At 68.5% G+C, this 23,812-nt stretch carries 22 protein-coding genes; 8 read left to right on the top strand and 14 right to left on the bottom strand.

Annotated elements, in window-relative coordinates:
* The first annotated feature begins 47 nt into the window (after positions 1 to 47).
* The 5 genes from ACIQTX_RS17045 to ACIQTX_RS17025 all read left to right on the top strand — a co-directional run bounded on the left by ACIQTX_RS17045 (position 48) and on the right by ACIQTX_RS17025 (position 4,623).
* The gene (locus ACIQTX_RS17045; RefSeq protein ID WP_402974331.1) at positions 48 to 1,544 is read left to right on the top strand and encodes an L-serine ammonia-lyase, iron-sulfur-dependent, subunit alpha; all 1,497 of its coding nucleotides are present in this window, start codon (positions 48 to 50) and stop codon (positions 1,542 to 1,544) included.
* A 96-nt stretch (positions 1,545 to 1,640) separates the two neighbouring features.
* Positions 1,641 to 2,396: an AAA family ATPase gene (locus ACIQTX_RS17040; RefSeq protein ID WP_028502093.1), complete on the top strand. Its 756-nt coding sequence runs from the start codon at positions 1,641 to 1,643 to the stop codon at positions 2,394 to 2,396.
* Between the two features lie 42 nt (positions 2,397 to 2,438).
* Positions 2,439 to 3,035, top strand: coding sequence for a TetR family transcriptional regulator (locus tag ACIQTX_RS17035; RefSeq protein WP_402974327.1), 597 nt, complete (start codon positions 2,439 to 2,441; stop codon positions 3,033 to 3,035).
* Positions 3,036 to 3,106: 71 nt separating this feature from the next.
* On the top strand, positions 3,107 to 3,892 hold the full coding sequence (locus tag ACIQTX_RS17030; protein WP_402974324.1) for an ABC transporter ATP-binding protein: 786 nt from the start codon (positions 3,107 to 3,109) through the stop codon (positions 3,890 to 3,892).
* Positions 3,889 to 4,623, top strand: coding sequence for an ABC transporter permease (locus tag ACIQTX_RS17025; RefSeq protein WP_402974321.1), 735 nt, complete (start codon positions 3,889 to 3,891; stop codon positions 4,621 to 4,623). Before ACIQTX_RS17030 ends, ACIQTX_RS17025 begins: the two co-directional genes overlap by 4 nt.
* 19 nt (positions 4,624 to 4,642) lie before the next feature.
* Here ACIQTX_RS17025 and hrpB read toward each other — a convergent pair whose 3' ends face one another.
* The 5 genes from hrpB to ACIQTX_RS17000 all read right to left on the bottom strand — a co-directional run bounded on the left by hrpB (position 4,643) and on the right by ACIQTX_RS17000 (position 10,799).
* Complete coding sequence (gene hrpB, locus ACIQTX_RS17020; RefSeq protein ID WP_402974318.1) at positions 4,643 to 7,195, bottom strand: ATP-dependent helicase HrpB; 2,553 nt, start codon at positions 7,193 to 7,195, stop codon at positions 4,643 to 4,645.
* A gap of 84 nt (positions 7,196 to 7,279) precedes the next feature.
* Positions 7,280 to 8,899 (bottom strand): SPFH domain-containing protein, encoded by a 1,620-nt coding sequence (locus ACIQTX_RS17015; RefSeq protein WP_402974315.1) that lies wholly within the window; start codon positions 8,897 to 8,899, stop codon positions 7,280 to 7,282.
* Between the two features lie 169 nt (positions 8,900 to 9,068).
* Positions 9,069 to 9,497: a MarR family winged helix-turn-helix transcriptional regulator gene (locus ACIQTX_RS17010; RefSeq protein WP_105526456.1), complete on the bottom strand. Its 429-nt coding sequence runs from the start codon at positions 9,495 to 9,497 to the stop codon at positions 9,069 to 9,071.
* A 191-nt stretch (positions 9,498 to 9,688) separates the two neighbouring features.
* Positions 9,689 to 10,204: a hypothetical protein gene (locus ACIQTX_RS17005; protein WP_402974312.1), complete on the bottom strand. Its 516-nt coding sequence runs from the start codon at positions 10,202 to 10,204 to the stop codon at positions 9,689 to 9,691.
* Between the two features lie 142 nt (positions 10,205 to 10,346).
* The gene (locus ACIQTX_RS17000; protein ID WP_402974309.1) at positions 10,347 to 10,799 is read right to left on the bottom strand and encodes a hypothetical protein; all 453 of its coding nucleotides are present in this window, start codon (positions 10,797 to 10,799) and stop codon (positions 10,347 to 10,349) included.
* A gap of 130 nt (positions 10,800 to 10,929) precedes the next feature.
* Between ACIQTX_RS17000 and ACIQTX_RS16995 the strand changes: the two genes are divergently transcribed.
* Both ACIQTX_RS16995 and ACIQTX_RS16990 read left to right on the top strand, forming a co-directional pair.
* On the top strand, positions 10,930 to 11,484 hold the full coding sequence (locus tag ACIQTX_RS16995) for a DUF6611 family protein (RefSeq protein ID WP_402974307.1): 555 nt from the start codon (positions 10,930 to 10,932) through the stop codon (positions 11,482 to 11,484).
* Between the two features lie 4 nt (positions 11,485 to 11,488).
* Positions 11,489 to 12,517: a DUF389 domain-containing protein gene (locus ACIQTX_RS16990; protein WP_402974304.1), complete on the top strand. Its 1,029-nt coding sequence runs from the start codon at positions 11,489 to 11,491 to the stop codon at positions 12,515 to 12,517.
* Between the two features lie 36 nt (positions 12,518 to 12,553).
* Here the strand turns inward: ACIQTX_RS16990 and ACIQTX_RS16985 are convergent, their stop codons facing one another.
* The 7 genes from ACIQTX_RS16985 to ACIQTX_RS16955 all read right to left on the bottom strand — a co-directional run bounded on the left by ACIQTX_RS16985 (position 12,554) and on the right by ACIQTX_RS16955 (position 20,269).
* Positions 12,554 to 13,135 (bottom strand): hypothetical protein, encoded by a 582-nt coding sequence (locus tag ACIQTX_RS16985; protein ID WP_402974302.1) that lies wholly within the window; start codon positions 13,133 to 13,135, stop codon positions 12,554 to 12,556.
* Positions 13,132 to 13,659 (bottom strand): hypothetical protein, encoded by a 528-nt coding sequence (locus tag ACIQTX_RS16980; protein ID WP_402974299.1) that lies wholly within the window; start codon positions 13,657 to 13,659, stop codon positions 13,132 to 13,134. The genes ACIQTX_RS16985 and ACIQTX_RS16980 overlap by 4 nt, the downstream gene beginning before the upstream one ends.
* A gap of 87 nt (positions 13,660 to 13,746) precedes the next feature.
* Positions 13,747 to 14,352 carry a hypothetical protein gene (locus tag ACIQTX_RS16975; protein ID WP_402974296.1) on the bottom strand — a complete coding sequence of 202 codons (606 nt, stop codon included), beginning with the start codon at positions 14,350 to 14,352 and terminating at the stop codon, positions 13,747 to 13,749.
* Positions 14,343 to 15,149: an alpha/beta hydrolase gene (locus tag ACIQTX_RS16970; RefSeq protein WP_402975574.1), complete on the bottom strand. Its 807-nt coding sequence runs from the start codon at positions 15,147 to 15,149 to the stop codon at positions 14,343 to 14,345. The genes ACIQTX_RS16975 and ACIQTX_RS16970 overlap by 10 nt, the downstream gene beginning before the upstream one ends.
* A gap of 97 nt (positions 15,150 to 15,246) precedes the next feature.
* Positions 15,247 to 17,043, bottom strand: coding sequence for a GMC family oxidoreductase N-terminal domain-containing protein (locus ACIQTX_RS16965; protein WP_402974293.1), 1,797 nt, complete (start codon positions 17,041 to 17,043; stop codon positions 15,247 to 15,249).
* Positions 17,040 to 19,031: a GMC family oxidoreductase gene (locus tag ACIQTX_RS16960; RefSeq protein ID WP_402974290.1), complete on the bottom strand. Its 1,992-nt coding sequence runs from the start codon at positions 19,029 to 19,031 to the stop codon at positions 17,040 to 17,042. The genes ACIQTX_RS16965 and ACIQTX_RS16960 overlap by 4 nt, the downstream gene beginning before the upstream one ends.
* Complete coding sequence (locus ACIQTX_RS16955; protein WP_402974287.1) at positions 19,028 to 20,269, bottom strand: hypothetical protein; 1,242 nt, start codon at positions 20,267 to 20,269, stop codon at positions 19,028 to 19,030. The genes ACIQTX_RS16960 and ACIQTX_RS16955 overlap by 4 nt, the downstream gene beginning before the upstream one ends.
* Positions 20,270 to 20,453: 184 nt before the next feature.
* On the opposite strand from ACIQTX_RS16955, the gene ACIQTX_RS16950 reads away from it, so the two are divergent.
* On the top strand, positions 20,454 to 21,443 hold the full coding sequence (locus ACIQTX_RS16950) for an NAD-dependent epimerase/dehydratase family protein (RefSeq protein WP_402974284.1): 990 nt from the start codon (positions 20,454 to 20,456) through the stop codon (positions 21,441 to 21,443).
* Positions 21,444 to 21,456: 13 nt separating this feature from the next.
* Here ACIQTX_RS16950 and ACIQTX_RS16945 read toward each other — a convergent pair whose 3' ends face one another.
* Together ACIQTX_RS16945 and ACIQTX_RS16940 are read right to left on the bottom strand one after the other, a co-directional pair.
* On the bottom strand, positions 21,457 to 22,563 hold the full coding sequence (locus ACIQTX_RS16945) for a fatty acid desaturase family protein (RefSeq protein ID WP_402974281.1): 1,107 nt from the start codon (positions 22,561 to 22,563) through the stop codon (positions 21,457 to 21,459).
* A 188-nt stretch (positions 22,564 to 22,751) separates the two neighbouring features.
* Positions 22,752 to 23,732 (bottom strand): bile acid:sodium symporter, encoded by a 981-nt coding sequence (locus ACIQTX_RS16940; RefSeq protein WP_402974278.1) that lies wholly within the window; start codon positions 23,730 to 23,732, stop codon positions 22,752 to 22,754.
* Between the last annotated feature and the right edge of the window lie 80 nt (positions 23,733 to 23,812).

Genomic DNA, 23,812 nt, shown 5'->3' with positions numbered 1-23,812 from the left:
GTTAATCCCGGTGAACCGAAGCGGCGAATCCGGCGTAGCCTGGAGGAGTGACAGCGTACGTCTCGGCCTTCGACCTCTTCTCCATCGGAGTGGGGCCTTCGAGCTCCCACACGGTCGGCCCGATGCGGGCGGCCCTCGACTTCGCGCGACGCCTCACCGCAACCGGCATCCTCCCTACGGTGGCCCGCGTCGGCAGCACGCTCTACGGGTCTCTCGGAGCGACCGGGATCGGGCACGGGACGCCGGATGCCGTGGTCGCCGGCCTCCGCGGACTCACGCCCGAGGCGTGCGACCCTGCCGAAGTCCGCGCCGCCTGGACCGACCTGCCCGAGCACGCCGTGATCCGCATCGACGGAACGCACGAGGTCCCGTTCGTGAAGGACGACATCGTCTTCGCCCCGCGCACGCGGCTTCCAGGCCACCCGAACGCCATGACGATCACCGCGTGGGATGCCGCGGGGCAGGCGATCGCCGAGGAGACCTACTACTCGGTGGGTGGCGGCTTCATCCGTCGCGACGGCGAGGAAGCGAAGATCACGACCGCGGGTTTCCCGTACTCGTATGCGGATGCCGCATCGCTGCTCGCCCTCTGCGATGAGAACGGGCTCTCGATCGCCGAGGTCGCCCGGCTCAACGAGTCCTCATTGCGCAGCGAGGAAGAGGTCGCTGCCGGCCTCGACGCGATCTGGGACGCGATGTCGGGGTGCGTCGACGCCGGTCTCCACGCCGAGGGGACGCTGCCCGGCTTCCTGAAGGTCAAGCGACGGGCCGGGGTGATCCGCGGCCAGCTAGAAGAGGTCGAGGCCGACGGTCATCGCGAGCTGCCGGGTGAGTGGCTGGGCGCCTTCGCTCTGGCCGTCAACGAGGAGAACGCGGCGGGCGGACGAGTGGTCACAGCGCCCACGAACGGTGCTGCCGGAATCCTCCCCGCCGTCGCCATGTACTGGTGGCGGTTCCTCGCCGACTCGGGACTCGGGGCGGGCAATGCGGTCACGCCCTACGGTGAGCTGGTCGGCAGTGCGCTGCTGGGCTTCGAGCCGGACGTCAGGGCCGTGACCGACGGGGGCGACCTCGATGAGGAGCAGACGGCAGAGGCGAACCGTCGTCGGGGTATCCGTCGCTTCCTGCTGACGGCCACCGCGCTCGGGTCGCTGTTCAAAGCCAATGCGTCGATCTCGGGAGCCGAGGGCGGATGCCAGGCCGAGGTCGGATCCGCCTGCGCCATGGCAGCCGGAGGCTTGACCGCGGTGATGGGCGGCACGAACCGCCAGATCGAGAACGCCGCCGAGATCGCGATGGAGCATCACCTCGGTCTCACCTGCGACCCGATCGGCGGCCTCGTGCAGATCCCGTGCATCGAGCGCAACGCGATCGCCGCGTCGACGGCCGTGACCGCCGCTCGTCTCGCCCTGCGCGGTGACGGCAGCCACTACGTCTCGCTGGATGCGGTCGTCGAGACGATGCGGCAGACGGGCGCCGACATGTCGACGAAGTACAAGGAGACCAGCGAGGGCGGTCTCGCGGTCAACGTCATCGAGTGCTGACGGCCCCGGCGCAGCCGACCTCTCGCTCTCGTGTCGGACTCCGCCGGTAGTCTCCTCGGAGCGCGCACGAGCGTGCACGCGACGGGGAGGAATCGGATGGACGCGTTCTGGGAGCCGAGCTCTCGGCGTCGGCGGCAGCAGCCGGTCGTGGCGGTGCGCCCGAACGACGACGCCCCGACGCCCGGCGCGGGCTGGCCTACCGACATCCCTGCCGTCGCCCAGGTGCTGCGCGAGGGGATCGACCTCGACCCGGGTGTCACGTTCCTCGTCGGCGAGAACGGCAGCGGCAAGTCCACCCTGGTCGAGGGCATCGCGATCGCGTACGGCCTCTCCCCGGAGGGCGGGTCGCGGCAGGCCAGGCACACGACCCGCGCGACCGAGTCGCCGTTGTCGGAGTGGCTCCGGCTGCAGCGGGGTGTGGGCGCGAGCCGGTGGGGTTTCTTCCTCCGGGCTGAGACGATGCACTCGTTCTACACATATCTCGAAGACAACCCGTCGACGAGTGGTCCCGATGTCCCGTTCCACGAGATGAGCCACGGCGAATCGTTCCTCGCGATCCTGGAGAGCCGGTTCGATGAGCCCGGCTTCTACTGCCTCGATGAGCCGGAGGCGGCGCTGTCGTTCAACTCGACCCTCGCTCTCATCGCGGTGCTGCGCCGCATCGCCGACGAGGGCGGCCAGGTGCTGTGCGCGACGCACTCGCCGGTGCTGGCGGCTCTCCCCGGGGCGAAGATCCTCGAGGTGGGGGAGTGGGGCGTGCGCCCGGCCGAATGGAACGACCTCGAGATCGTGAACCACTGGCGCTCGTTCCTCGAGCATCCGACCCGCTACCTGCGTCACCTGCTCGACTGAAACCGGGTCCGGGTCGCGGAGCGAAGTCGTAGGCTGACGGGCATGACCGAGCAGAAGCCTCCGCGGCGTCGCGGCCGCCCGCGGGGCGTCTCCGACTCGCGGGCGCGCATCATCGCGGCCGCGGTCGACGACTTCGGCGAGAAGGGGTACGACGGCGCGACGATCCGCTCGATCGCCGCTCGCGCCGGGGTGGACTCGGCGCTCGTGCACCACTACTTCGGCACCAAGGCCGACCTCTTCGCCGAGGCTGTGGGCATCCCGCTGCGACCGGACATCGACGTGCCGGGGATCCTCGCGGGGCCTCGCGGCGAGATCGGCGAACGTCTGATCCGCTACGTCCTCGAGGCCTTCGAACAGCCGGAGGTGCGAAGACGCGGGGTCATGCTGTTGCGCACCGCGATCGGGAGTCGACTCACGACCCCGTTGCTGGCAGGCTTCCTGTCGCGTGAGCTCCTCTCGCGCGTCGCTCGAAGCCTCGATGCCGATGACGCCGATCTGCGAGCCTCACTCGTCGCATCGCAGATCGCCGGCATGCTCATCGCCCGCTACGTGCTGCGGCTTCCGGCGCTCGCGGCCGCATCGGTCGATGAGCTCGTCGCCTGGGTCGGCCCGACCGTGCAGCGCTACCTCTTCGACTGACATCCACCCGCGCGTCGATCCCGCCGCAGATCCCGTTGACGTGATCGACCCGCAGGCGGATAATTCATCGCATGATGAATAAATCGGCTGTCGAGATCTCGCAGCTGCGAGTGCGACGCGGCGCGGTGCATGTGTTCGAGGGCATCGATCTCGCGATCCCCCGGGGCCAGATCACCGGTCTGTTGGGGCCGTCGGGCTGCGGCAAGACCACGCTCATGCGCTCGATCGTCGGGGTGCAGAAGATCGCTTCGGGCGACGTGACGGTACTGGGTGAGCCGGGAGGATCGCGACAGCTGCGGCACCGCGTCGCCTACGGCACGCAAGGAGCATCGGTGTACGGCGACCTCAGCGTGCGCCAGAACCTCTCCTACTTCGCCTCTCTACTGAAAGCCCCCAGGGGCGACGTCGACCGGGTCATCGAAGAGGTCGGTCTCGGTCCGCAGGCGGGGCAGCTCGTCGACTCCCTGAGCGGAGGGCAGGCCACGCGGGTGTCACTCGCCGTGGCGCTGATCGGCTCGCCCGAACTCGTCGTGCTGGACGAGCCGACGGTCGGACTCGACCCCGTGCTGCGGGGCGAGCTGTGGACGCTCTTCCGCGGTCTGGCTGATCGGGGAGTGACGCTCATCGTGTCGAGTCATGTGATGGATGAGGCCGTGCGCTGCGACCGACTGCTGCTGATGCGCGAAGGGCGGATCATCGCGGACACGACTCCGAAGGCCCTTCTCTCCGACACCGGAACCGCCGATGCCGAAGCAGCATTCCTCGCTCTGATCGAGCGTGATCGCGCGGCCGGCATCGAGGACACGCGGCGATCACGCCGTGAAGCGCGTGACCGGCACGAGGAGGTCGGAGAATGAACGGCCGCCGGATGTTCGCGACCGCCGGCCGCGTGCTCACACAGCTGCGGCACGATCCGCGGTCGATCGTCCTGATGCTCGTCGCGCCGAGCCTGCTCGTGGGGCTCTTCGCCTGGTTGTTCAGCGATCAGGAGGGCGTGTTCGATCAGTTCGGCGGCGCGATCCTTGCGCTGTTCCCGTTCATCGTGATGTTCCTCATCACATCGATCACCACCTTGCGCGAGCGCCGCTCCGGCACGCTCGAGCGTCTGATGACCACGCCCCTCGACAAGGCCGACTTCATCCTCGGCTACGCCCTCGCCTTCGGGGTGATGGCGCTGCTGCAAGCGGTCATCACGGTGTCGTTCGCGGTGGGGGTGTGCGGACTCGACGTCGAAGGGCCGCTGTGGCAGCTGGGCTTGGTCGCGATCGTCGACGCACTTCTCGGCACGGCGCTCGGGCTGCTGGCCAGTGCGTTCGCGCAGACCGAGTTCCAGGCGGTGCAGTTCATGCCGCTGCTGGTGTTCCCGCAGATCATCCTCGGCGGACTGTTCATGCCCCGCGACCAGATGCCCGACGTGCTGCACGCCATCTCGGACTGGCTGCCGTTGAGCTATGCGATCGATACGATCAACGCCGTCGCGGCCGGCGATGAGGGATGGGACGTGTTCGCTCCGCTGCTCGTGGTCGTCGCGTTCGCGGTGGCGGCGTTGGTGCTGGCGTCGCTCACGCTGCGTAGACGGACGCGCTGAGGCGCCGTCCGGTCGGCGCTCAGCGTGCCGCGCGGCCCTTGGTGTGTCTGGTCGGCACCGCGGCCCAGGGGTCTTCGGGCCACGGATGCTTCGGGTAGCGCCCGCGCATCTCGGCGCGCACGTGAGCGTAGGGGCCCGACCAGAACGAGGTGAGGTCGTCGGTGACGGCGAGTGGCCGCCCGGCGGGCGAGAGCAGGTGGAAGAGCACGGGCACGCGGCCGTCGACCAGCCGGGGAGTCTCGGCCCAGCCGAAGCACTCCTGCAGCTTCACGGCGACGACGGGCCGGGCGTCCGGTTCGTCGGGGGCCGGATACGTGATGCGGATGCGGGATCCGCTGGGTACTTCGAGTCGTTCGGGGACGAGCTCATCCAGGCGCACCGCTTCAGGCCACGGCAGCAGCCGGCGCAGCGCCGACGCGAGCTCCAGCCGTGCGGCAGGGGTGCCACCGGCCAGGGAGTCGAGCTCCGGCGCGAGCCAGGCGTCGAGGTCGATGAGGAGTCCGGCATCCGACACATCAGGCCAGGGTGCTCCCAGCTCGCGGTGCAGCAGCGCCAAGCGGCATCGCAGGTCGACAGCGGCCGGGGCCCAGGTGAACATGCTCAGGCCGTCGCGCCGAAGCGTGCGGCGAACGGCGTCCCGCCCCTCTGCGGCCGATGCGCGCACCGGGGCCGAGGAACGCAGGATCGCGCCGACGCGGCTCTCGCGACGAGCCTGGACGCGGCCTCCGACGAACTCCGCCTCGACACGGTCGGTGATCAGATGGCTCGCCGCCCGTTCCATCTGCTCCTCGGTGAGCGTGGCCGCTGACCGGATGATCGCGCCGGTGCCGGCAGACGCGCGCCCGGACGCCCGAGCGACGTCTGCGATGGCCAGCCACTCGACCGCCGCGAGCGGACCGGTCACTCCTGCGCGGGTTCCGGATGCCAGCAGGAAAGTCGCCCCGCCGGCGCTGCGATCCACGCGGCGGGCGACCCGCTCGGGGAACGCCAGCGCGATCACGAGGCCGACGCTGTCGAGGTCGGCGCGCACACCCGGAGTCGACACGATCATGCGCTCGAGGCGATCGGCATCGCTGCGCCAACGACGTGCATCCGATGTGCGCCCGCCCCGGAGGGTGATCAAAGCCTGCGCGACGTCGGAGTCCGCGGTGCGCAGGTCTCCGCCCAGAAGTGCGACGATCTCGGCGGCGAGTCGAGCACCCACCACCGGGCCGCCGTCACGGAGTGCTCGGGCGAGCCGCGGATCGGTCGGGATGCGAGCCAGGGAGCGGCCCTCGTCGGTGACACGGCCCTCGTCGTCGATCGCTCCGAGGCCGTGGAGCACCGTGATGGCGTCGGCCAGGTTCGCGGCGGGCAGCGGGTCGATCAGTCGCAGACCAGCCCCGCCCGGCGCACCCCAGCACGCGAGCAGGAGGGCCGCATCCGCAAGGTCGCTCGAGGCGATCTCGGGAGTCGGGCGTGCGGGGGCGGTGGCGTAGGTACGCTCGTCGATGCAACGGACGACGGTCCCCGGCCCCTGACGGGTGGCCCGACCGGCGCGCTGCACGCACGACGAGCGGGACGCTGCGGAGGTCACGAGACCGGTCATGCCGCGCCCGACGTCGCGTTGCGGGGCGCGGGCCAGGCAGGTGTCGACGACCAGCCGCACGCCCGGCACCGTGAGCGAAGACTCAGCGAGCGAGGTCGTGACGATGATGCGGGCCGGCTCGTCGGGGCGTCGACCGCGGATCACGGCGTCCTGCTCGGCAGCGGGCATCTGACCGTGCAGCTCCCGCACGTCGAACGCGTCGGTGTTGTCGCGGACACGGCGTGCGATCTCCGACACCTCGCGCGCACCCGGGGCGAAGACCAGCACGTCGGCCGCCGGGTCTTCGCGGACAAGGTCCCGGGCGGCAGATGCCGTGGTCTGCGCGACGTGGTCGAGGAACCCCCAGGTGACCCCGCGTTCGTCGAGACGCGGGACGGGACTCGGGGCCCAGCGTTCGGTGAGCGGGAAGGCGGGAACGTCGTGGTCGACGATCGGAGCGGGCTCGTCGTCGGTACCGATGACGGCGGCGATACGCGCGGCGTCGAGGGTCGCCGACATGGCGATGAGCACGAGGTCGTCTCGCAGCTCGCGCACCTCAGAGAGCAGACCGATCAGGAGGTCGGTCTCGAGCGCGCGCTCGTGCACCTCGTCGATGATCACGGCATCCACGCCCGTGAGACCAGGGTCGCTCAGCAGACGTCGGAGCAGCACACCCGCCGTGACGAACTCGACCTGCGTCTCTCGTGCGACCGCGCGCTCGCCACGGACGGTGAACCCCACGCGAGTGCCGAGCGGTGTGCCATCGAGCTGCGCGAGCCGGCGCGCGGCTGCCCTGGCGGCGACGCGCCGCGGCTGGGTGACGATCACGCGGCCGGAGGAGCGCGATGCGAGCAGTGGCGGCACCAGCGTGGTCTTGCCCGTGCCTGGAGGTGCACTCACCACCGCTGACGTGCTCGTGTCGAGCGTCGTGGACAGCTCATCGAGGGCGGCCGCGAACGAGAGTCCTGCGCCGATGGCGGCGAGGTCGAAGGCGGCGGACGTCATCCTCACAGTCTGCCCGGTCGGGAACACAGCGGATGCCGCGACCGAATCGATCGCGGCATCCGCTGTGCTGTGGTGATGGTGCGGCTACTCCGCGTCTGCGACAGGTGAGGCGGGCGGCGGCGGCGTGCTCGATGTCGGAGTGCTCGGCGTCGAGACCCGGGTCTTCGCCGGGGCGGGAGCGCTGGCTGCAGCCACGCCCTCGCCGAAACCGCGGCCGACGGCCTGGCCCTGGATGATCCCGGCGAGGTCGAGTCCGGTCGCGGAGTGCACGCTGTCGAACACCGACCGCATCGCGATCGCGCTGTCGGCGCCGACGACCTGTGACGCACCGTCTTCGCCCGAGCTGCCGATGATGGAGACGTTGCCGATCGCCGCGTAGCCCTTGGAGAACTCCGCCATGATCGACGGCAGCACCTCGAGTACGCGCTGCGAGAGGAATGCATCCTGGTTCGACGCGATGGCCTTGGCCTCGGCCTCGAGAGCGGCGGCGCGGGCATCACCCTCGGCACGGATGGCGTCTGCCTCGGCGTTGGCGCGCAGACGGCGGGCCTCGGCTTCTGCTTCGGCCTGTGCGCGAAGGGCGTTGGCCTCACCGGTCGCCTTGGCGATCGCGGCCGTGGCCTCACCATCGGCGCGGGCCTTGTCGGCCTGTGCCTGCTGCTCGGCGATGCGCGTGCGCGCCTCGGCCTGCTTGACCTGCTCGATCGCGGCGGCCTCTGCTGCCTTCTCGCGTGTGTAGAGCTCGGCCTGGGCGCGGGTCTCGGCCTCGTACCGCTGTGCGTCGGCGACGCGCTTGACGTCGGCGTCGAGCTGGGCTTGCTTGTTCTCGGCCTGCTGCTGCAGAACGGCCTGCTCTGCCTGAGCACGGGCGAGAGCCTCGGCCTGCTCCGCCTCGGCCCTGGCGCGACCGATGCCGGAGTCGGAGTTGGCCGTGTTCGTGTCGAGCGCGGTCTGCTCGATCAGGTTGGCTTCCTTGTTGGCGATGTTCTTCTGGTTGATCGCGCGGTCGGCGTTGGTCTGCGAGATCTCCGCCGACTGACGCTTCGCCTGGATCTCGGGAGCACCGAGCGACTGGATGTAGCCGACCTTGTCGGTGATGCCCTTGATCTGGAACGAGTCGAGGATCAGGCCCTGCTCGGCGAGCTCCTGCGAGACATCGGCGGCGATCTGGTCGGAGAACTTCTTGCGCTCGCGCATGAGCTCGACGACCGAGAGGGTGGCGACGATGCCACGGAGGGCACCTTCGAGCTGCTCGGTGGTGAACTGCTCGATGGCCTTGTCCTGCGAGGCGAATCGCTCGGCTGCACGGCGGACCAGGATCGGGTCGGAGCCGATCTTCACGATCGCGACACCGTCGACGTTCAGCGTGACGCTGTCGAGCGACTGCGCCTCGGCGTTGAGGGAGACCTGGCGGGAGCGCAGCGAGATGATCTCGTGGCGCTGCGTGATCGGGTTGACGAGCGACTTGCCGTTCACGATGACCGTGACGGGCGACTCCGACATCTCGGACCTGCTCGATCCGTCGGTCGCGATGACAGCCGTCTGCACCTTCTGCTTGCGTCCCGAGATGACGAGGGCCTCGTCGGCTCGAGCGACCTTGATCCAGCTGCGTGCGAACAACAGCAGGATGAGCAGTATGACGACGGCGACGACGACGGCGATGCCGATGATGACGAAGATTCCGACGATTCCGGCGATCTCCATGAATGACCTCCCTGGTTCCCCCCGAGGGGGCGGTCTGACGTGCCGGCGACGAGCGCGGGCGTATGCACCCCACCCTGCCAGATGCAGCGCGTCCGCGACGCGACAGCCGTCATCTCAAGCCGAATGAAGTGAGAAATGCTGCACAACTGAGTGTTGTGCAGAAGCGGGCTCAGCCCTTGCGGAGCTTCTCTGCGAGGTCGCGCAGGGTACGCAGCTCGTCGTCGTCGAGGCGCGCCATGCGGTCGGCGATCGAGCGTCCGTGCACGGTGGCGAGCGAGCGGAATGCCCGTGCGCCCTCGTCGGTAGCGCGGATCAGCGCGCCGCGACCGTCGTCGGGGTCAGCGCACTTCGCCACGAGGCCGCGGGTGACCATGCGATCGACCAGGCGCGAGACGCTGGGCTGACTGATCAGCATGTTCGAGGTGATGTCGCGCAACCGCGCGGTCATGCCGGGGGAGCGGGTGACGGTGAGCAGCACGTCGTACTCGGCCTGTGCGATGTCGCTGTGCTCGAAGTCGCTCATCATCTCGGTGAACAGTTCGTGCTGCGCGCGGAACAGGCTCTCCCAGGCCTCCAGGGCGAGCTTGCGATCGGTCATCCTCACAGAATAGTGCGAACAGTAAAGGGCCGGTCGGAGAGGCTCCCGACCGGCCCTTGTCCCTTGCACCAAGAGTGTCCTGCAATCACATGCGGTGAGTGCCACAGCAAACATTCACCGTGTGATCACTGTATAACGGCGAGATAACGAATGCAACGGTTTGGTCACGGAAACTTCTCCGAGGCCTGCGTCTACCCAAGTCCTTCTTCGCAGTTGCTGTCGTAGCGTGCTTGCGTTCTGAGCGCGTATTCCGATCCGCTGTCTGTGTGGACCAGCCAAGGGGGAAAGTCGATGTACCTATCCATGGCGGCCGACCAGGTTGCGGGTGCGTCGGCTGGACGAGGGTCATCGGCTGCGAGCTCGCGCAGCCCGGAATCAGTGGGATGGTCCTTGGCCCAGTCGTACATGAGCTGGCCGGTCTCCGACCAGTCCTTCTCGTTCATCTGCCGGGCGATGGATGCGGGCATGGGCGCGTCATCCGGCGTGCTGTAGTCGTACGTGCACGAGTAGGTGCGACCGTCGTCCGCGACATATCGCAGGGCGATCGTCACATTGGTGGAATACCCGATCGGCGGGCCGAGCGTTTTGCTGACCATCGCCAAGGCGAGGGCCAAGAACACCACAGCGACAACCGACACACCGATGAACCAGCGGCGGCCCCGGCGCTTCACCTGTGCGGTCGGGATCGGATTCGTCGGTTCAGCCACAGTGATCTCAATCGGTTCGTCTGGGTAGCCCCGCGGAATCCGCGTTGCATGCTCCGGGTACGCCGCGTCAACGCTATCAGCGGCTGTTCTCCTGACGCTGGCTGCGATCAGCGATCAGCGATCAGCGATCAGCGATCAGCGATCAGCGATCGACGATGGTGAACAGTTGATCTGCGGGGTCGACCAGCACCTCGACCGTCTCGCTGACCTTCATGCTGCCCCATCCGGACCGGGCGCGCGCGTTGAAGGGCTCGAGGCCGTCGACGAAGATCCGCAGGATCAGGGAGTGTCCGTCCTCCAGCGGCTCCACGGAGAGCACCGTGGCTGTTCCGGGAACGCCGTTGGCTCGGAGCTGCCGTGTGTCACGGGCCGATGAGCGCAGCCCGGCGAGGAGGAGCAGGGCGATTAGGACGCAGAAGATCGAACCCGGCATCCATTCGCCCGCCGCCTCAGTGTTCCCGCTCGCGAGGTGGAACACGCAGATCGCCGGCGCGACGAGCACCGCGGCGATGAGCAGCCACAGGAAGACGAGCACGCCGGGGCCGAGCTCGTCGGAGGCCTGGTTTCCCTGCAGGATCGGATTCGTCCGCGACATGCTCGCATCGTAGCCAGACTCCGCCCCGGGGGACAGGCCGGCGTCGCCATCGCGCATGGAAACGACTCGGCGCCGTATGGGTTCCGTCGGTATCGTCGTCGCGCGCGCGGTCCCGGAGGAGGGTGGATCCATGTCCACGGTTCATCGTCCTCAGATCAGCGACACGCTGTCATCAGCGGTGTCGGCGCGTGCGCCCCGCTGGGGCTATCTCTCGCGGACCGTGAGCCACTACGGCACGGTCGCCAGCGTGCTCGCCATCTATCCGCCGGATTCGACGGATGCGGAACGACGCCTCGCCGAAGCCCACCGGTGGTACATGCCTCTGTCGATCGGGGGCGGGGTCGTCTTCTGGGTGATCCTGACTGCGTCCGCAGTGCCCCCGCTGCTTGCCGCGGTCCTCCTGGCCACCGCCCTGCTCCCGATCGGCGTCGTGCTCTCTCGACGCTCGCGCGACATCCGCCGCCGCACGGTCACTCTGTCGTCGAGTCGCTCGGGGCTCGGTAGCGACACAGTCGAAGAGCACATGCAGCAGTGCCGTCTCGATTCCCTGCTGGAGGTGCTGGAAGATGCGGCGCTCGCCTGCCGTCGGGGAGTGATCGACCGCGCCGGGTTCGACAGCGTCTGGCGCGCGTCGTACGCGCACGCCACCGCTATAGTGACCGCGTCCTCACGGCGAGCAAAATAGGGGCATGCTCTCCGTTCGCGTCAGCGTCTCTCAGCCTCTCTCGCCACAGGCGCAAGAGAGCCTCGCGCAGGATCCGACCGTCTGCGACCTCACCGTCCTCCCCGGCGCCGCTATGGAGGGTCATGGCGATGTGTTCCTGTTCGAGATGACCAGGGAGAATGCGAACAACATCATGCGGTCGCTGCGGCACCTCGGCATCCCCGTGGAGGGGAGCATCGTCGTCTCCGAACCGCTGGTCGTGGTGTCGAACGCCGCCGATCGCGCCGAGAGCCTCGCCCCAGGGCATCCGGCCGATGGCGTGCTCTGGGCGCAGGTCGCGGGCAAGGCCGAGGAAGACGCGCGCCCGTCCGTCTCATTCTTCGTGTTTCTGCTCCTCGCCACACTGATCGCCGGTGTCGGTCGGCTGCTCGACCAGCCGATCCTCATCATCGGAGCGATGGTCGTCGGGCCGGAGTTCGCCCCGATCGCGGCGATCTCGTATGCGATCGTCCGCCGTCGCCGTGGCATCATCATGCCAGCCTTGGGCACGCTTCTCGGAGGCTTCGCGGTCTGCGCTGTGCTCGCCTGGGGGATCTGGGCGTTCCTGTACTCATTGGGCGTCATCACCTATGCGCAAGCGACCACCGGGCCGGCGACAGAGTTCATCGTCGCCCCGGATGCCTGGTCTTTCGTCATCGCGCTCCTCGCGGGCATCGCGGGCGTCCTCTCGCTTACGACGGCGAAGTCGTCGGCGCTCGTCGGTGTATTCATCTCCATCACCACGGTGCCGGCGGTCGGAACCATCGGACTAACCCTTGCCGTGGGGGCCTGGGACGAGGCGCGTGGGTCCGGGATCCAATTGCTCGTGAATCTCGCAGGTCTGCTCATCGCCGGTGTCGTGACGCTCTACGTACAACTTGTCGCAGGGCGTTGGCAGGGCTTGCGTGCGGCCCGGCTCCGCAAGCCACGCCGTCAGAGAAGCAGCACCCGTCTGCGGATGCTCAGCATCGAAGACGATGGGCGTCCTTCGAGGCCTGATCAAGAGAGGCTCTAGATCGAAGACTGTGGCGCGGAGCCCGGCTGGTGCCGACTACTCGGCGGCCGGGCCGCCCAGATACTTGCGGCAGGGTCCGCCGGCATCCTCGGCGTCGTCCCTCGGTTCGGCGACATGTGCTCGCGCCACGACCTGGCTCAGTGAGAGCGTGCCGGTGCAGGCGAACACCACGAGGTCTCCCGGCGATGACGTCTTCGGCAGCCGGGCGCGCAGCCGGGCATCTCCCTCGGAGGAGCGGAGGATCGTCGGCACCAGGTCTCGGGCGCGCGGAGAGTTCAGGAGCTCGATGTGGGTGACCAGGGGGATGATCGCGCGCAGATCGCAGTCGACGGTCACCGCGACGTCGTGCCATCCGTGACGTTCGTCGCGGGCGGTGATCCGTCCGACCACCAACGTCACGTGTGCATCCGCTTCGGGGTGAACCGCTGATGCATCCACCGGCGCGATCAGCACGTAGGGCGTGTGTCGGTCTCGTGCGAGATCGGTCAGCGACCGTCCGGCGACGACGATGTCGTGCGCGCCGATCACCGTGTCCGTCGGCCACAGCTTCCGAACGTCACGTCGCGGGTCGTTCCAGACGAAGGCGGTCGCGTGCAGCACCGTGTGCAGTACGGTCATCGCGTCACCGCCGCGGGCAGGCCGGCGGAGATCGTCGGGTGCGGACGCACGCTGCGCAACGTCACCGCACCGGCGCACGGGACGACCACGACATCGCCCTCCCGGAGATCGGCCGGCAGCATCGCGACCGGATGCGGCCACGCTGCGCCGCCATCCTCGCCCGGGATCAGCTCGATCGGCGTCGTCCGTGCCGTGGAGGCACGGCCGATGACGCGGCACTCCTCCCACACGGCATCGACTCCCTCGAAGGAGCAGTCGGTCAGGGCTATGCGCTTGCTCTCCTGGGTGTCGACGCGCAGGGTGATGCGGAACAGCATCACGGTCACGTCGGTTCCCGCGGTGGGCAACGGCAGGTCTCCCGTGAGCACGGCGGGCGAACCACCGATCTCGAACAGGCGCATCAGCGAGATGCCCCCGACCACGACGTCCCTGGTCGTCGGCTCCGAGTGCACCGGCCACTTCCAGCGGTCCAGGGGCGAGGGGATGCTCTGTCGTAGCGTGGGGAGGATCTCGGTGAGGGTCATGACTCCGTCCTACGCCTCGGCGATCGTGCCGGTGAAGCAACCTCATGGAAGCCATACGCCTGCGGGCGTATCGCTCACGTCATCCATTCACCTGCGGACGCGGTGGGGGATAACCCTCCGCACGAAGTCGCACCCGAAGCCGAGGGGGCGTCCGCGCAGCGAGAGCATCTGCCCGACGAGATCTCGGGGCAGCACGTGCACGATGCCGACCATGATCGGTTCCACCTGCTCGAGCTCGCCACCGTCATCCATGTCGACATCCCCGTCGTAGACGTCGACATAGAGAGTGGTGGTGTCTCCCCAGACGCCCGTCAGACCGCGACGCAGGTATTTCGTTCCGACGACCACCAGCTCGCGGCCCTCTGCCGACCGTGCGCGCAGGCGATAGCGCATGATGCGTCGTTCCCCGTCGTGGATCAGGATGTCGGCCTTCCCCGCTGTCACTGCACCTTCGAAGCCGGGTGCCACGATCCGGCCGCCGCGCACATCGCCGCGGAAGCCGTCCTTCGCGCCCTGCGGTTCGGGCAGACGCATCCGCAGATCCAGGAGCAGCAGCGGACCGGCATCCCCACTCCGGGTCGCCCTCTCGTGGTCGGCGACGAGTGCGGTGAGTGACTCCTGCCCGGACCGGCCGGTCGGCGAAGCCGGTGCCACGGTGCCGCGCATCGTCTCCGTGAAGGTGGTCACTCGCATGCCGTGCTCACCTCCGGCGCCTGTGCCGGAGCCGGGCGCGACCCCACGGCATCCGCGACGAAGTCGACCATGGCGTCGCGGGCGGCCGCACCGATCGGCCAAGCCTCGATGTCGGCGCCGTGGCGTGATCCGGCGCACTGCACCACCGTGACCGCAGCGCCGTCCTGCGGAGCGATCTCCTCCGCCCACGTCCGGATCCCCGTCGGGTCCACGTAGAGATCCTCGGCAGGATCCGAGAGCACGACCAGGGTGTCGAGGCCATTCGGCAACGGCGTCGAACGGCCGATCGCCGCCTGGCTGAGCAGTCGTCCGGCGAACACCGGATTCAGGAACGGAGACGCCGGAGTCGGTGGTCCAGCGACCGGGGCGCTGAGATCGTGCGTGAGCGCGCGCAGCTTCGATACACCGTCTCCGCCGCTGAAAGGCAGCGGCACGAGCGCCGGATTCTCGACAGCGAGCGCGGCGAGCGGACGGGACAGCGCCGCAGCGTATTCGGGAGTCTGTGCGATCCTCGTCGCCAGCAGACCGCCGAACGACCACCCGGAGAGCACGAGCGGGCGCTCGCCGGAATCGCGCGTGGTCTTCTCGACGAGGCCGGTGAGCGCGGCGAGATCGGCGAAGCTCCACACATCGAGCGGTCCGGCATCGGTCAGCCCGTGCGAGGGGAGATCGTAGGAGATCACCCGCACCCCCGACGCGGCGAATGCGAGGAACAGCTCTCGGTGGTTGTCGAGCCGGTCGGCATGTCCGTGCAGGAAGATCAGATCGGCGACCGGCTCACCCTCCGGCTCGAGCACACCGATGCGTACCGTGCCCTCGCGTCCGCTGATGCCGGAGACGTCGATCCTCGAGGTGACGAGCCCCGGAACCACCGTGGACTGCTCCGTCGACTGCTCAGTGGACTGCTCCGTCGGGTCCGTGGCGGTGTCGGCCGGTGCAGAACTCGTCGACGGTGTGCGTGCCGTGCCGGGGTCGAGAACGGCGACCACGGCGAGCACCGCAGCGAGGAGGACGACGAAGAGCGCGCGGATCATGAGAGTGCTCCTTCGGTGGGCGAGGCCCCGACCGCCTGATGCCCGACTCGCGTATCTTCGCGGCACCTCTTTCGGCGAGGGCGGCGATCGTCAGCGCGGGGTTCGCGCCGACGGATCGGGGGCAGATCGCGCCATCGAGCACGTAGAGCCCCTCGTGGATCCCGCCCGACGGAGCGAACACCCGGCCGCCGTCGTCGACGACACCCTGCTCGACGGACTCCGCCATGGGCGCCCCTCCCAACGGATGCACCGTGATCGGAGATCGTGCGGCGATGCCACGGTTCAGCACGGCATGGCGCGGGTTCGTGACGAACGTCGATTCCGCGTACTCGCTCAGGGCCGCGAAGTCCGCGTGCTGCGCCTTGTACACCTCCTGTTGACCGGCTTTCGTCCAGCGGATGACCGGCTCCCCTCGCGCGTCGAGGCGCACCACGCCCGCGGCGGAGTCGTTTCCCATCGCGAGCCAGGTCTGGGAGTGCTCCAAGGCGCTGCATCCCACGGGGCATCCGCCCGGCCGCAGATCGCAGTACACCCTGCTGTCGCGGGCCAGGGCGAAGCGCGCCCCGAGCAGTCGTCGCAGCAGTTGCGCGATGGGCCAGGGAACCGCCGCGTCCTGCACGACATAGCCGGGTGATTCTGTTCGCATGTCGAGCATCCGCGTGATCGTGGGACCGACGTCCAGGTCCGGATTCTGCTGGTCGGCCGCACCGATTCCTGACTGCCGGACGGTCGCGGAGTTGTAGGAGATCGCGATCGCGTCGCCGTTTCCGGAGAATCGGCTGCCGAGCGCCGTGGACAGGGGCAGGCCCGCCCGCGCGCTGCGCAACAGGATGCCCGTGGAGCCGAGCGCTCCGGCGGCGAGTACCACCACGTCGGCATCCAGGGTGAATTCGACTCGTCGGTAGTGGGTGAGCTCGTACTCATAGCGCCAGCCGGTGAGACGCCAACGGTGCGTCGGATCGGGGGAGGGGACGATCGCCCGCACCTCGGTCCTCGTGACGATGGCCGCCCCTCGTCGGGCCGCGAGAGGCAGGTAGCTGGCATGTACCGTCGTCTTCGCGCCGATGTTGCATCCGGTCATGCAGTTGCCGCACCCCGTGCACGATGTCTGGTGGAAGCCGAATCCGTTCTCCCCCGGTGGGCGATGCGAGATGGCCACGGGGACGGCGGTGACGGAGACCCCGTGTCGCCGGGCGAGCTTCTCGAGCGGTCGAGTCCGGTCCGGCGGAGTGGTCACAGTCGTCGGTTTCAGAACCTCGAGCACGCGCTCCACATGAGGGGCGAGCTCGTCGGCATCGATCGGCGCCGGCCACACGTCGTCGAACACGTCGGGCAGCGGTTGCAGCATCACACCTGCGTTGATGAGCGATCCGCCGCCGAGGCCGCATCCGACCAGGCGATCGACGTCCGTTCCCAGGGCGAGGTCGAACAGCCCCATCGGGTTGCGGGGCGTTCGCACGTTCCGCTGCACCGTGCTCCAGGAATCGGGGAACTCGCCGGGGAGCCACTCCCGCCCGCGTTCGAGTATCAGCGTCTCACCGGGAGGGAGGTCAGCGGCGATCCGGGCCGCGACCACGCCTCCGCCGTATCCGCTGCCGATGACGACGGCGCGCGCCGTTCTCGGCAGGGTGTCCGTTTCCAACCTCTGCCAGGTCATGCTGCGGACTCCGTCGTGTCGGCGCCGGCGGATGCTCCGGCAGTCGATGCGTCCTCGAGGATGAGGTCAGCTGCGCGCTCACTCAACGCGAACAGAGCCATCAGAGGGAACAGCCCGGGGATCTTCGGGAACACCGAGGCGTCGACGACGCGGAGTGCTTCGGTCCCCTGCACGCGGAAGTGCGAGTCGAGGGCAGCCGCGGGGTCGCCCACCTTTCCCATCGGCACCGTGCAGCTGGCATGGTGCCCCCAGGCATCGCGGCGGATGAGTCCGTCGAGCTCTGACCCCTCGACGCCCTCGCCGGGATAGACCTCGCGGTCTGTGGCCGTATCCGCGAATCGCAGCGACCGTGCCCGCTCGTTGATCTCCCTCGCTTTGGCGATCCCCTCGCGAAGTGCCTCCAGGTCGCGCGACGTCGACTCGGTGTCGCGACCGTCCGCGAAGTAGGCGAAGTTGATGTCGGGCACATCGGTCGGGTCTGCAGAGCGCAACCTGACCCGACCGGTCATGCTCTCCTGGAAGCCGCGCACGACGGCCCAGTTGAAGTGACGCTTGCTGGCCACGCCGTCTTCCGCGAACCCCGGTCGGTAACCCGTGAACTGCGAGGGTGCGCCGAACAGGAAGAGCTCCGGGTGCTCGCTCCCCTGTGAGTACCGCTCTTTGAGCCCGATGAGAAGACCGTTGGATCGATAGAGCGCGTTCGGGTCGCCCGCACGCCACTTCGACAGCTCGGGGTCGCCCGCACGCCCGTAGGTGGCGTCTTTCAGGACGGCGAAACGGCGGTCGAACTCGGTGACGACCGTCATCTCGTAGCGGTCCTGCAGATTGCTGCCGACGGCGGGGAGGTCGACGACGACCGGAATGTTCTGTTCGGCGAGCTGTTCGGTGTCGCCGACTCCCGACAGCATCAGCAGCTGGGGCGTGTTGTAGGCGCCGGCCGCGAGGATCACCTCTCGACGTGCGGTCACGCGTCGCCGGGCACTGTCTCGCTCCGCGCTCGTCAGAACAACCTGGCGGGGGCTCGCCGCATACGCGTAGGGGGCGAGCAGCAGCTCGACGCCGATCGCACGCGGGGCATCCGCCCCCGGTTCGAACAGCACCCGTTCGACGAGCGCATCGGTCTGGAAGAACAGCCTGTCCTTCAGCTTGGGTGCGGCCTCCAGGAGGCGTTCGCGCACCCCGTAGCGCTTTCCGTCGCGAGAGGACTGGGGGATGAGAGCCGCCCCCTCGCGGTAGGCCTGCACCGAGGCCGGGTTGTTCGGATCGAGCAGCGTGCCGCCGATCTCGCCGCGGTTCAGATCGACATCCGTCGGGGGCAGGGCCTGATCGGCGGTGTCAGCGACCGCTGCCGTCACCAGTCGCGCGAGGGTCTGGTCCTGGCTGAGGATGCTCGCCGGACTCGTCTCGATCGGAAGCCACTCCCGCACGCGGTCCTGGTATCGCGCCATGAACCCGGCATTCCAGGACGGGTCGCCGGTGATCCGCCCGATGCGATTCCAGTCCTCGTCTTCGGGGGCGAGCATCAACAGGGCGTGGTGCGCGGTGCATCCGCCCAGAGTCGAGGCGCGCGGGTAGAGCACTCCTCCGCGTTCACGGATGAACGCCGAGCCGTGTGCGGCGGGGTCGGTGTAGTGGCTGACGTAGTAGTCCCAGCTCATCTCGGGATCGGAGGATGCGAACAGGTGGAACGCCGGCACTTCGTAGACGTCGGCGGTGGTCGTCGCCGGTCCCGCCTCGATGACGAGTACCGTGTAGCCGGCTTCGGCGAGCCGGACCGCGAGTGGCCCTCCGCCCGCGCCGGCCCCGACCACGATGTAGTCGTAGTCTCGTTCGGTCTCGAGTGCATCGGTCGGCGTGACGTCGCGACGAGGACCTGCCGTGTCGGGTGTCGCCGGAGAGTTGCGTATCGAGGTCGCTGCCGCGAGCGCACCGGCCCCCAGCGCGACGAGCCCGCCGCCGAGGAACTGCCGTCGGTTGAGACGGGTCATCTCGTCACCGCCTCATCGACGGCGATCGGCGTTCCGTCTCGCGGCGGCCGGTCGTCTTCCGGCAGGTCCGCGACCGCTTCCGTACGACCGCGAGGAGGAACGGGCTGCATGCGCAGCACCAGCGCGATGATCGTCAGCCCGCACACGGCCAGCATCACCGCGGCGCCTCCCGGGGTCGGAGCTGCGAGCAGTACCAGCGCGACACCGTCGACGGCCATCGCGAGTGCGAGGTGCACGGTCTTGCGAGAGAACGGCGCCGTGCGCCACATCATGCGCGACAGCAGGACGAACAGGACCGCCGGCGTCAGCAATGCCGGGATCGGGGCGGGCAGCAGCACCTGTGCCGCAACCGATGCCCAGAGCAGGCCGCCGTATCCGACGACGGCCCAGGCGCCCGCTCGATGCCGGCGGAACACCAGCACCGCTGCGGCGATGCTGAGCGCGCAGAGGCCGGTGAGCAGGCCCGGCCCCGGGTCTTCCGGTCGGAAGATCTCGGCGACCGCGGGGATGCTCCCCAGCGCCGCCTGCGCGATGAGGACGATGACGATCGTCGGGCGCATCACGCCCCAGATACGAGGATCGGGCACCCGGCGCGTGATGATGCTCCCGAGGAGCGAGGCGAGTGCGACCATTCCCGCCAACGTGGCGATGTCGCCCCCATCGACGGCGAGAGCGTCGTGTGTGAGCGGGTGCACGAGCAGCGTCGCACCGACCGGAAGGATGAGGGAGGTCGCGACGACGACCGACGCGGAGTAGCCGACCGCCCCGAGCCACCAGAGGCCGATCGCCGCGAGGACGATCAGCGGCAGGGGCGGGATGCCGTACAGGAAGGCGATCGCCGCCCAGATCAGCGAGCCGAGCTGCACCGCTGCCAGGTGGACGCCGCTTCGGAAGGCACCGGCGACGACGGTGTTGAGCACGATCGCGACCAGCAGCGTGGTGCTGAGCGCACCGCCCCACCCGAAGAGGTTGCTCCACGCCAGCACGAGCAGCACGATGAGGAACCCTGCCCACCCCGCCCAGATGTGGGACGCGGCCAGTGCCCCGCGGCGGCTCGCCGCGACGGCGAGTGCCAGGAGCACAGCGGTGACGATCGTGAACACGAGCGGATACACCAGTGCCGGGATCACCGGAAGCAGGTCGGAGACGATCACGACGATCGCGGCGACGCACACCAGCACCCCGATGTTGACGGCGATGATCCGACTAGGCGAAGGGTGTGAGCGGCTGTGTGGCATGGAAGGGTCCCCGGTGCTGATGGTGCCGGGGAGGTTCCCCGAGCGATCGAACGCTCGAAACGCTATCCGCGGACTGTGCGTCAGAACCCCCGTACCACCGAGTTGTTTCAACCCTGTAAGGACTCGAAGCGCGCGAGCGGGACATGGTCCAGGATGTGTGTTCCCGGCATGACAGGATCGGGACATGAGTGCACAGGACATCCTCTTCGTCGGTGGCAGCGGCGTCATCAGCGCGGCTTCGGTGCAGCGGGCGGTGGAGCTCGGGCATCGGGTCGCCGTGCTCAACCGCGGCCGCTCCGGCGAACGCCCACTGCCGGGCGAGGTCGAGCTGCTGCAGGCCGACATCCGTGACGGCGACTCGGTGCGGGCTGCCCTGGGCGGCCGGGAGTTCGACGTCGTGGCGCAGTTCACGTCGTTCACGCCCGCGCATGTGCAGGCCGACATCGAGCGCTTCGCCGGTCGCATCGGCCAGTACGTGTTCATCAGTTCGGCCTCGGCGTATCAGAAGCCGCCGCTGCGCTTCCCGATCACCGAGTCGACCCCGCTCCGAAACCCGTTCTCGGCGTATGCGAGGGACAAGATCGCGTGCGAAGACGCCCTCACCGTCGCCTATCGCGAGCAGGGATTCCCGGTCACCATCGTTCGCCCGTCGCACACCTACGACCGCACCAGCATGCCCACTCTCGCGGGGTGGAATGACGTGGTGAGGATGCGCGAGGGGCGGCCGGTCCTCGTCCACGGAGACGGCGCCTCGCCGTGGACCATCACGCACACGGCTGACTTCGCGGTGGGGTTCGTCGGTCTGTTCGGGCGACGCGACGCACTGGGCGACACGTTCCACATCACGGGCGACCAGGCGCCGACGTGGGACCAGATCTACACGTGGCTGGGCGACGCTGCAGGGGCTCGGCCCGAGCTGGTGCACGTGTCCTCGGACGCGATCTCCGCCATCAGGCCAGCGCTCGCCGCCGACCTGCACGGCGACAGAGCTCATCCGATGGTCTTCGACAACACGAAGATCCGTCGCATCGTGCCCGAGTTCCAGCCCCGAGTGCCGTTCTGGGCCGGCGCCGAGGAGATCATCGCGTACCACGACGTCACCCCGGCCCGGCAGGTGGTCGACGCCGAACTCGACGCCGATCTGGACCGGATGATCGCGACCGTCCGCGGCTAGACGTAGCGGCCGTTCAGGACCGGATCGGTGCCCCGATCGCAAGCCGCTGATCGGCGAGAGGGCAGCTGAAGACGTCGCGCTCGCCGAGCCCGACGCGGTTGATGTAGCGCACGACGATCGCGTACGACGCGAACAGACCCGTCTGCGTGTACGGCACGCCGTGGGCCTCGCAGTACTCGGCGATGATCGGTGCCGCGCGACGCAGGTGCGGCCGCGGCATCGACGGGAACAGGTGATGCTCGATCTGGTAGTTCAGCCCGCCCATGGCGACATCCAGTGCGCGGGTGCCGCGGACGTTCCGGCTCATCAGCACCTGACGGCGGAGGAAGTCCAGCGTCAGGTCGCGCGGAACCACGGGCATCCCCTTGTGGTTCGGGGCGAACGCGATGCCCATGTAGAACCCGAAGAGACCGAGCTGCACGGCGAGGAACACGAAGGCGATCCCGGGGGAGAGCACGAGGAACACGATCGCCAGGTATCCGATCATCCGGATGCTCAGGAACGCGATCTCCACCCACCGACGCTCGAGTCGACCCCGCGTGACGACCCGGCGCACACTCGAGGCGTGCAGGGAGATCCCCTCGAAGAAGAGGATGGGGAAGAACAGGAGTCCCTGGTGTCCGCGCATCCACTGCACGGCGGGACTGTGATGTCGAGCGGCGGTCTCGATGGTCACCGCGATGACCGGGAGCTCGATGTCAGGATCGGAGCCGAGCTTGTTGGGGTTGGCGTGGTGCCGCGTGTGCTTGTGCTGCCACCATCCGTAGCTCATCCCGACGAAGAGATCACCGAGGACGAGGCTCGTCCAGTCGTTCCAGCGGCCGGACACGAAGATCTGTCGGTGCGCTGCATCATGCCCGAGGAAGGCGATCTGCGTGAAGACGATCGCGAGAGCCGCAGCCGTGAACAACTGCCACCAGCTGTCGCCGATCCAGAAGAAGCCGATGAGGCACGCGGCGAGAACCAGCGGTGCGCCCACGAGTTTCGACCAGTAGTAGCCGTATCTTCGGCGCAGCAACCCACGATTGCGGATCTGCTGAGCCAGTTCGGTGAATGTGCTCGATGTCCTGTTCACGCTGTCGCGTGGACGGGTGCGGACGGTCGGGCGGATGTCGCCCATGATGACCTCTTCTCCGGCGTCGCCCTGAGGCGGCGGAGTGTCGTCCTGATTGATGCTTCGCGAACCGCCGGTCAGGGCGTCGCGTTCTGATCTTCTGTCGTGCCTTCTGCGACCGACGGTACGCGCCCAACCTGGGTGTGCGTCCAGGATCGACTTCGACAGCCCCGCCGGCGAAGGCGCGGTCCGGATCAGCTGACGCGCGTCCTGATCAGGCGCGGTACCACTGAGACCAATACCACCATCACGAGCAGCTCCACCATCGTCTGGGTGACGACCACGAGCGGGGTGAGCGCGAACGCCTCGGGCAGAGCGAGTGCCAGCGGAAGCACCACGAGCGAGTTCCGGGTGACGCCGCTGAATACGGCAGCGCGGCGTCCGGGCACATCCAGGCCGGTCGCGCGCGCGAGGAGCGCACCGAGAGGGGCGATGATCACGGCGAAGGCGAGGAAGAGTGGCACCGTGATCAGCAGCTGGCCCAGCACGTCGCTGACGCCGAACACCTGAGAGGCGACGACCGTCGCGAGAGTGAGCATCATCAGCGGCACCATCGCCGTCGCTGACAGGCGCTCGATCGCGCGCGCGACGGCGAACCTCTTCGCGAGCAGCTGCGTCAGCGCGGCGAGCCCGAGCGGCAGCAGGATCAGCAGCAGGAACGCTACGAGGAACGGGCGCGGGTCGAATGTGCTCGTCGCCTCGGTGCCGACGATCACGGTGAGGAAGAGGGGGAGCAGGAGGATCTGCAGCAGCATGAGCAGCGGGGTGGCGGCGAGAAGCCGGGAGCGGTCGCCGCCGGCCAGGCCAGTGAAGACGATCACATAGTCGACGCAGGGAGTGAGCAGCACGAGCAGCACACCCAGGAGGATCGCCTGATCGGCGGCGACCACCCGGCTCAGGCCGAACACCACTGCCGGAACCACGACGAAGTTGAGCACGAGCACTGTGACGAGGAAGCGCCAGTCCGTGAACGCCTGCCCGATGGCGGTGAAAGGCACTCCGAGGAACGTCGCGAACAGCAGGGTGCCGAGGAGAGGGCTGATCGCCGACTCCAGCGGCTGTCCGACCGAAGGCAGCAGCATCCCGACGACGACGCCGAGGAGGATCGACGACAGGTAGAGGGTCACCTGATGCCGCTCCCACCACTCCGCGAACGTACGCACAGCCACTTCCACGACTCCGGATCCTCCCGACCGTTACGCCGAATGCGATACATTGCAGTGTAGGTAGAACTTCAGGCTCTACTTCGCTTTCG

The sequence above is a fragment of the Microbacterium sp. NPDC090281 genome (genome assembly GCF_044769635.1).
Taxonomy (GTDB): domain Bacteria; phylum Actinomycetota; class Actinomycetes; order Actinomycetales; family Microbacteriaceae; genus Microbacterium.
Note: the sequence above shows the minus strand (reverse complement) of the source record. Positions and strands in the feature narration are given on the sequence as shown.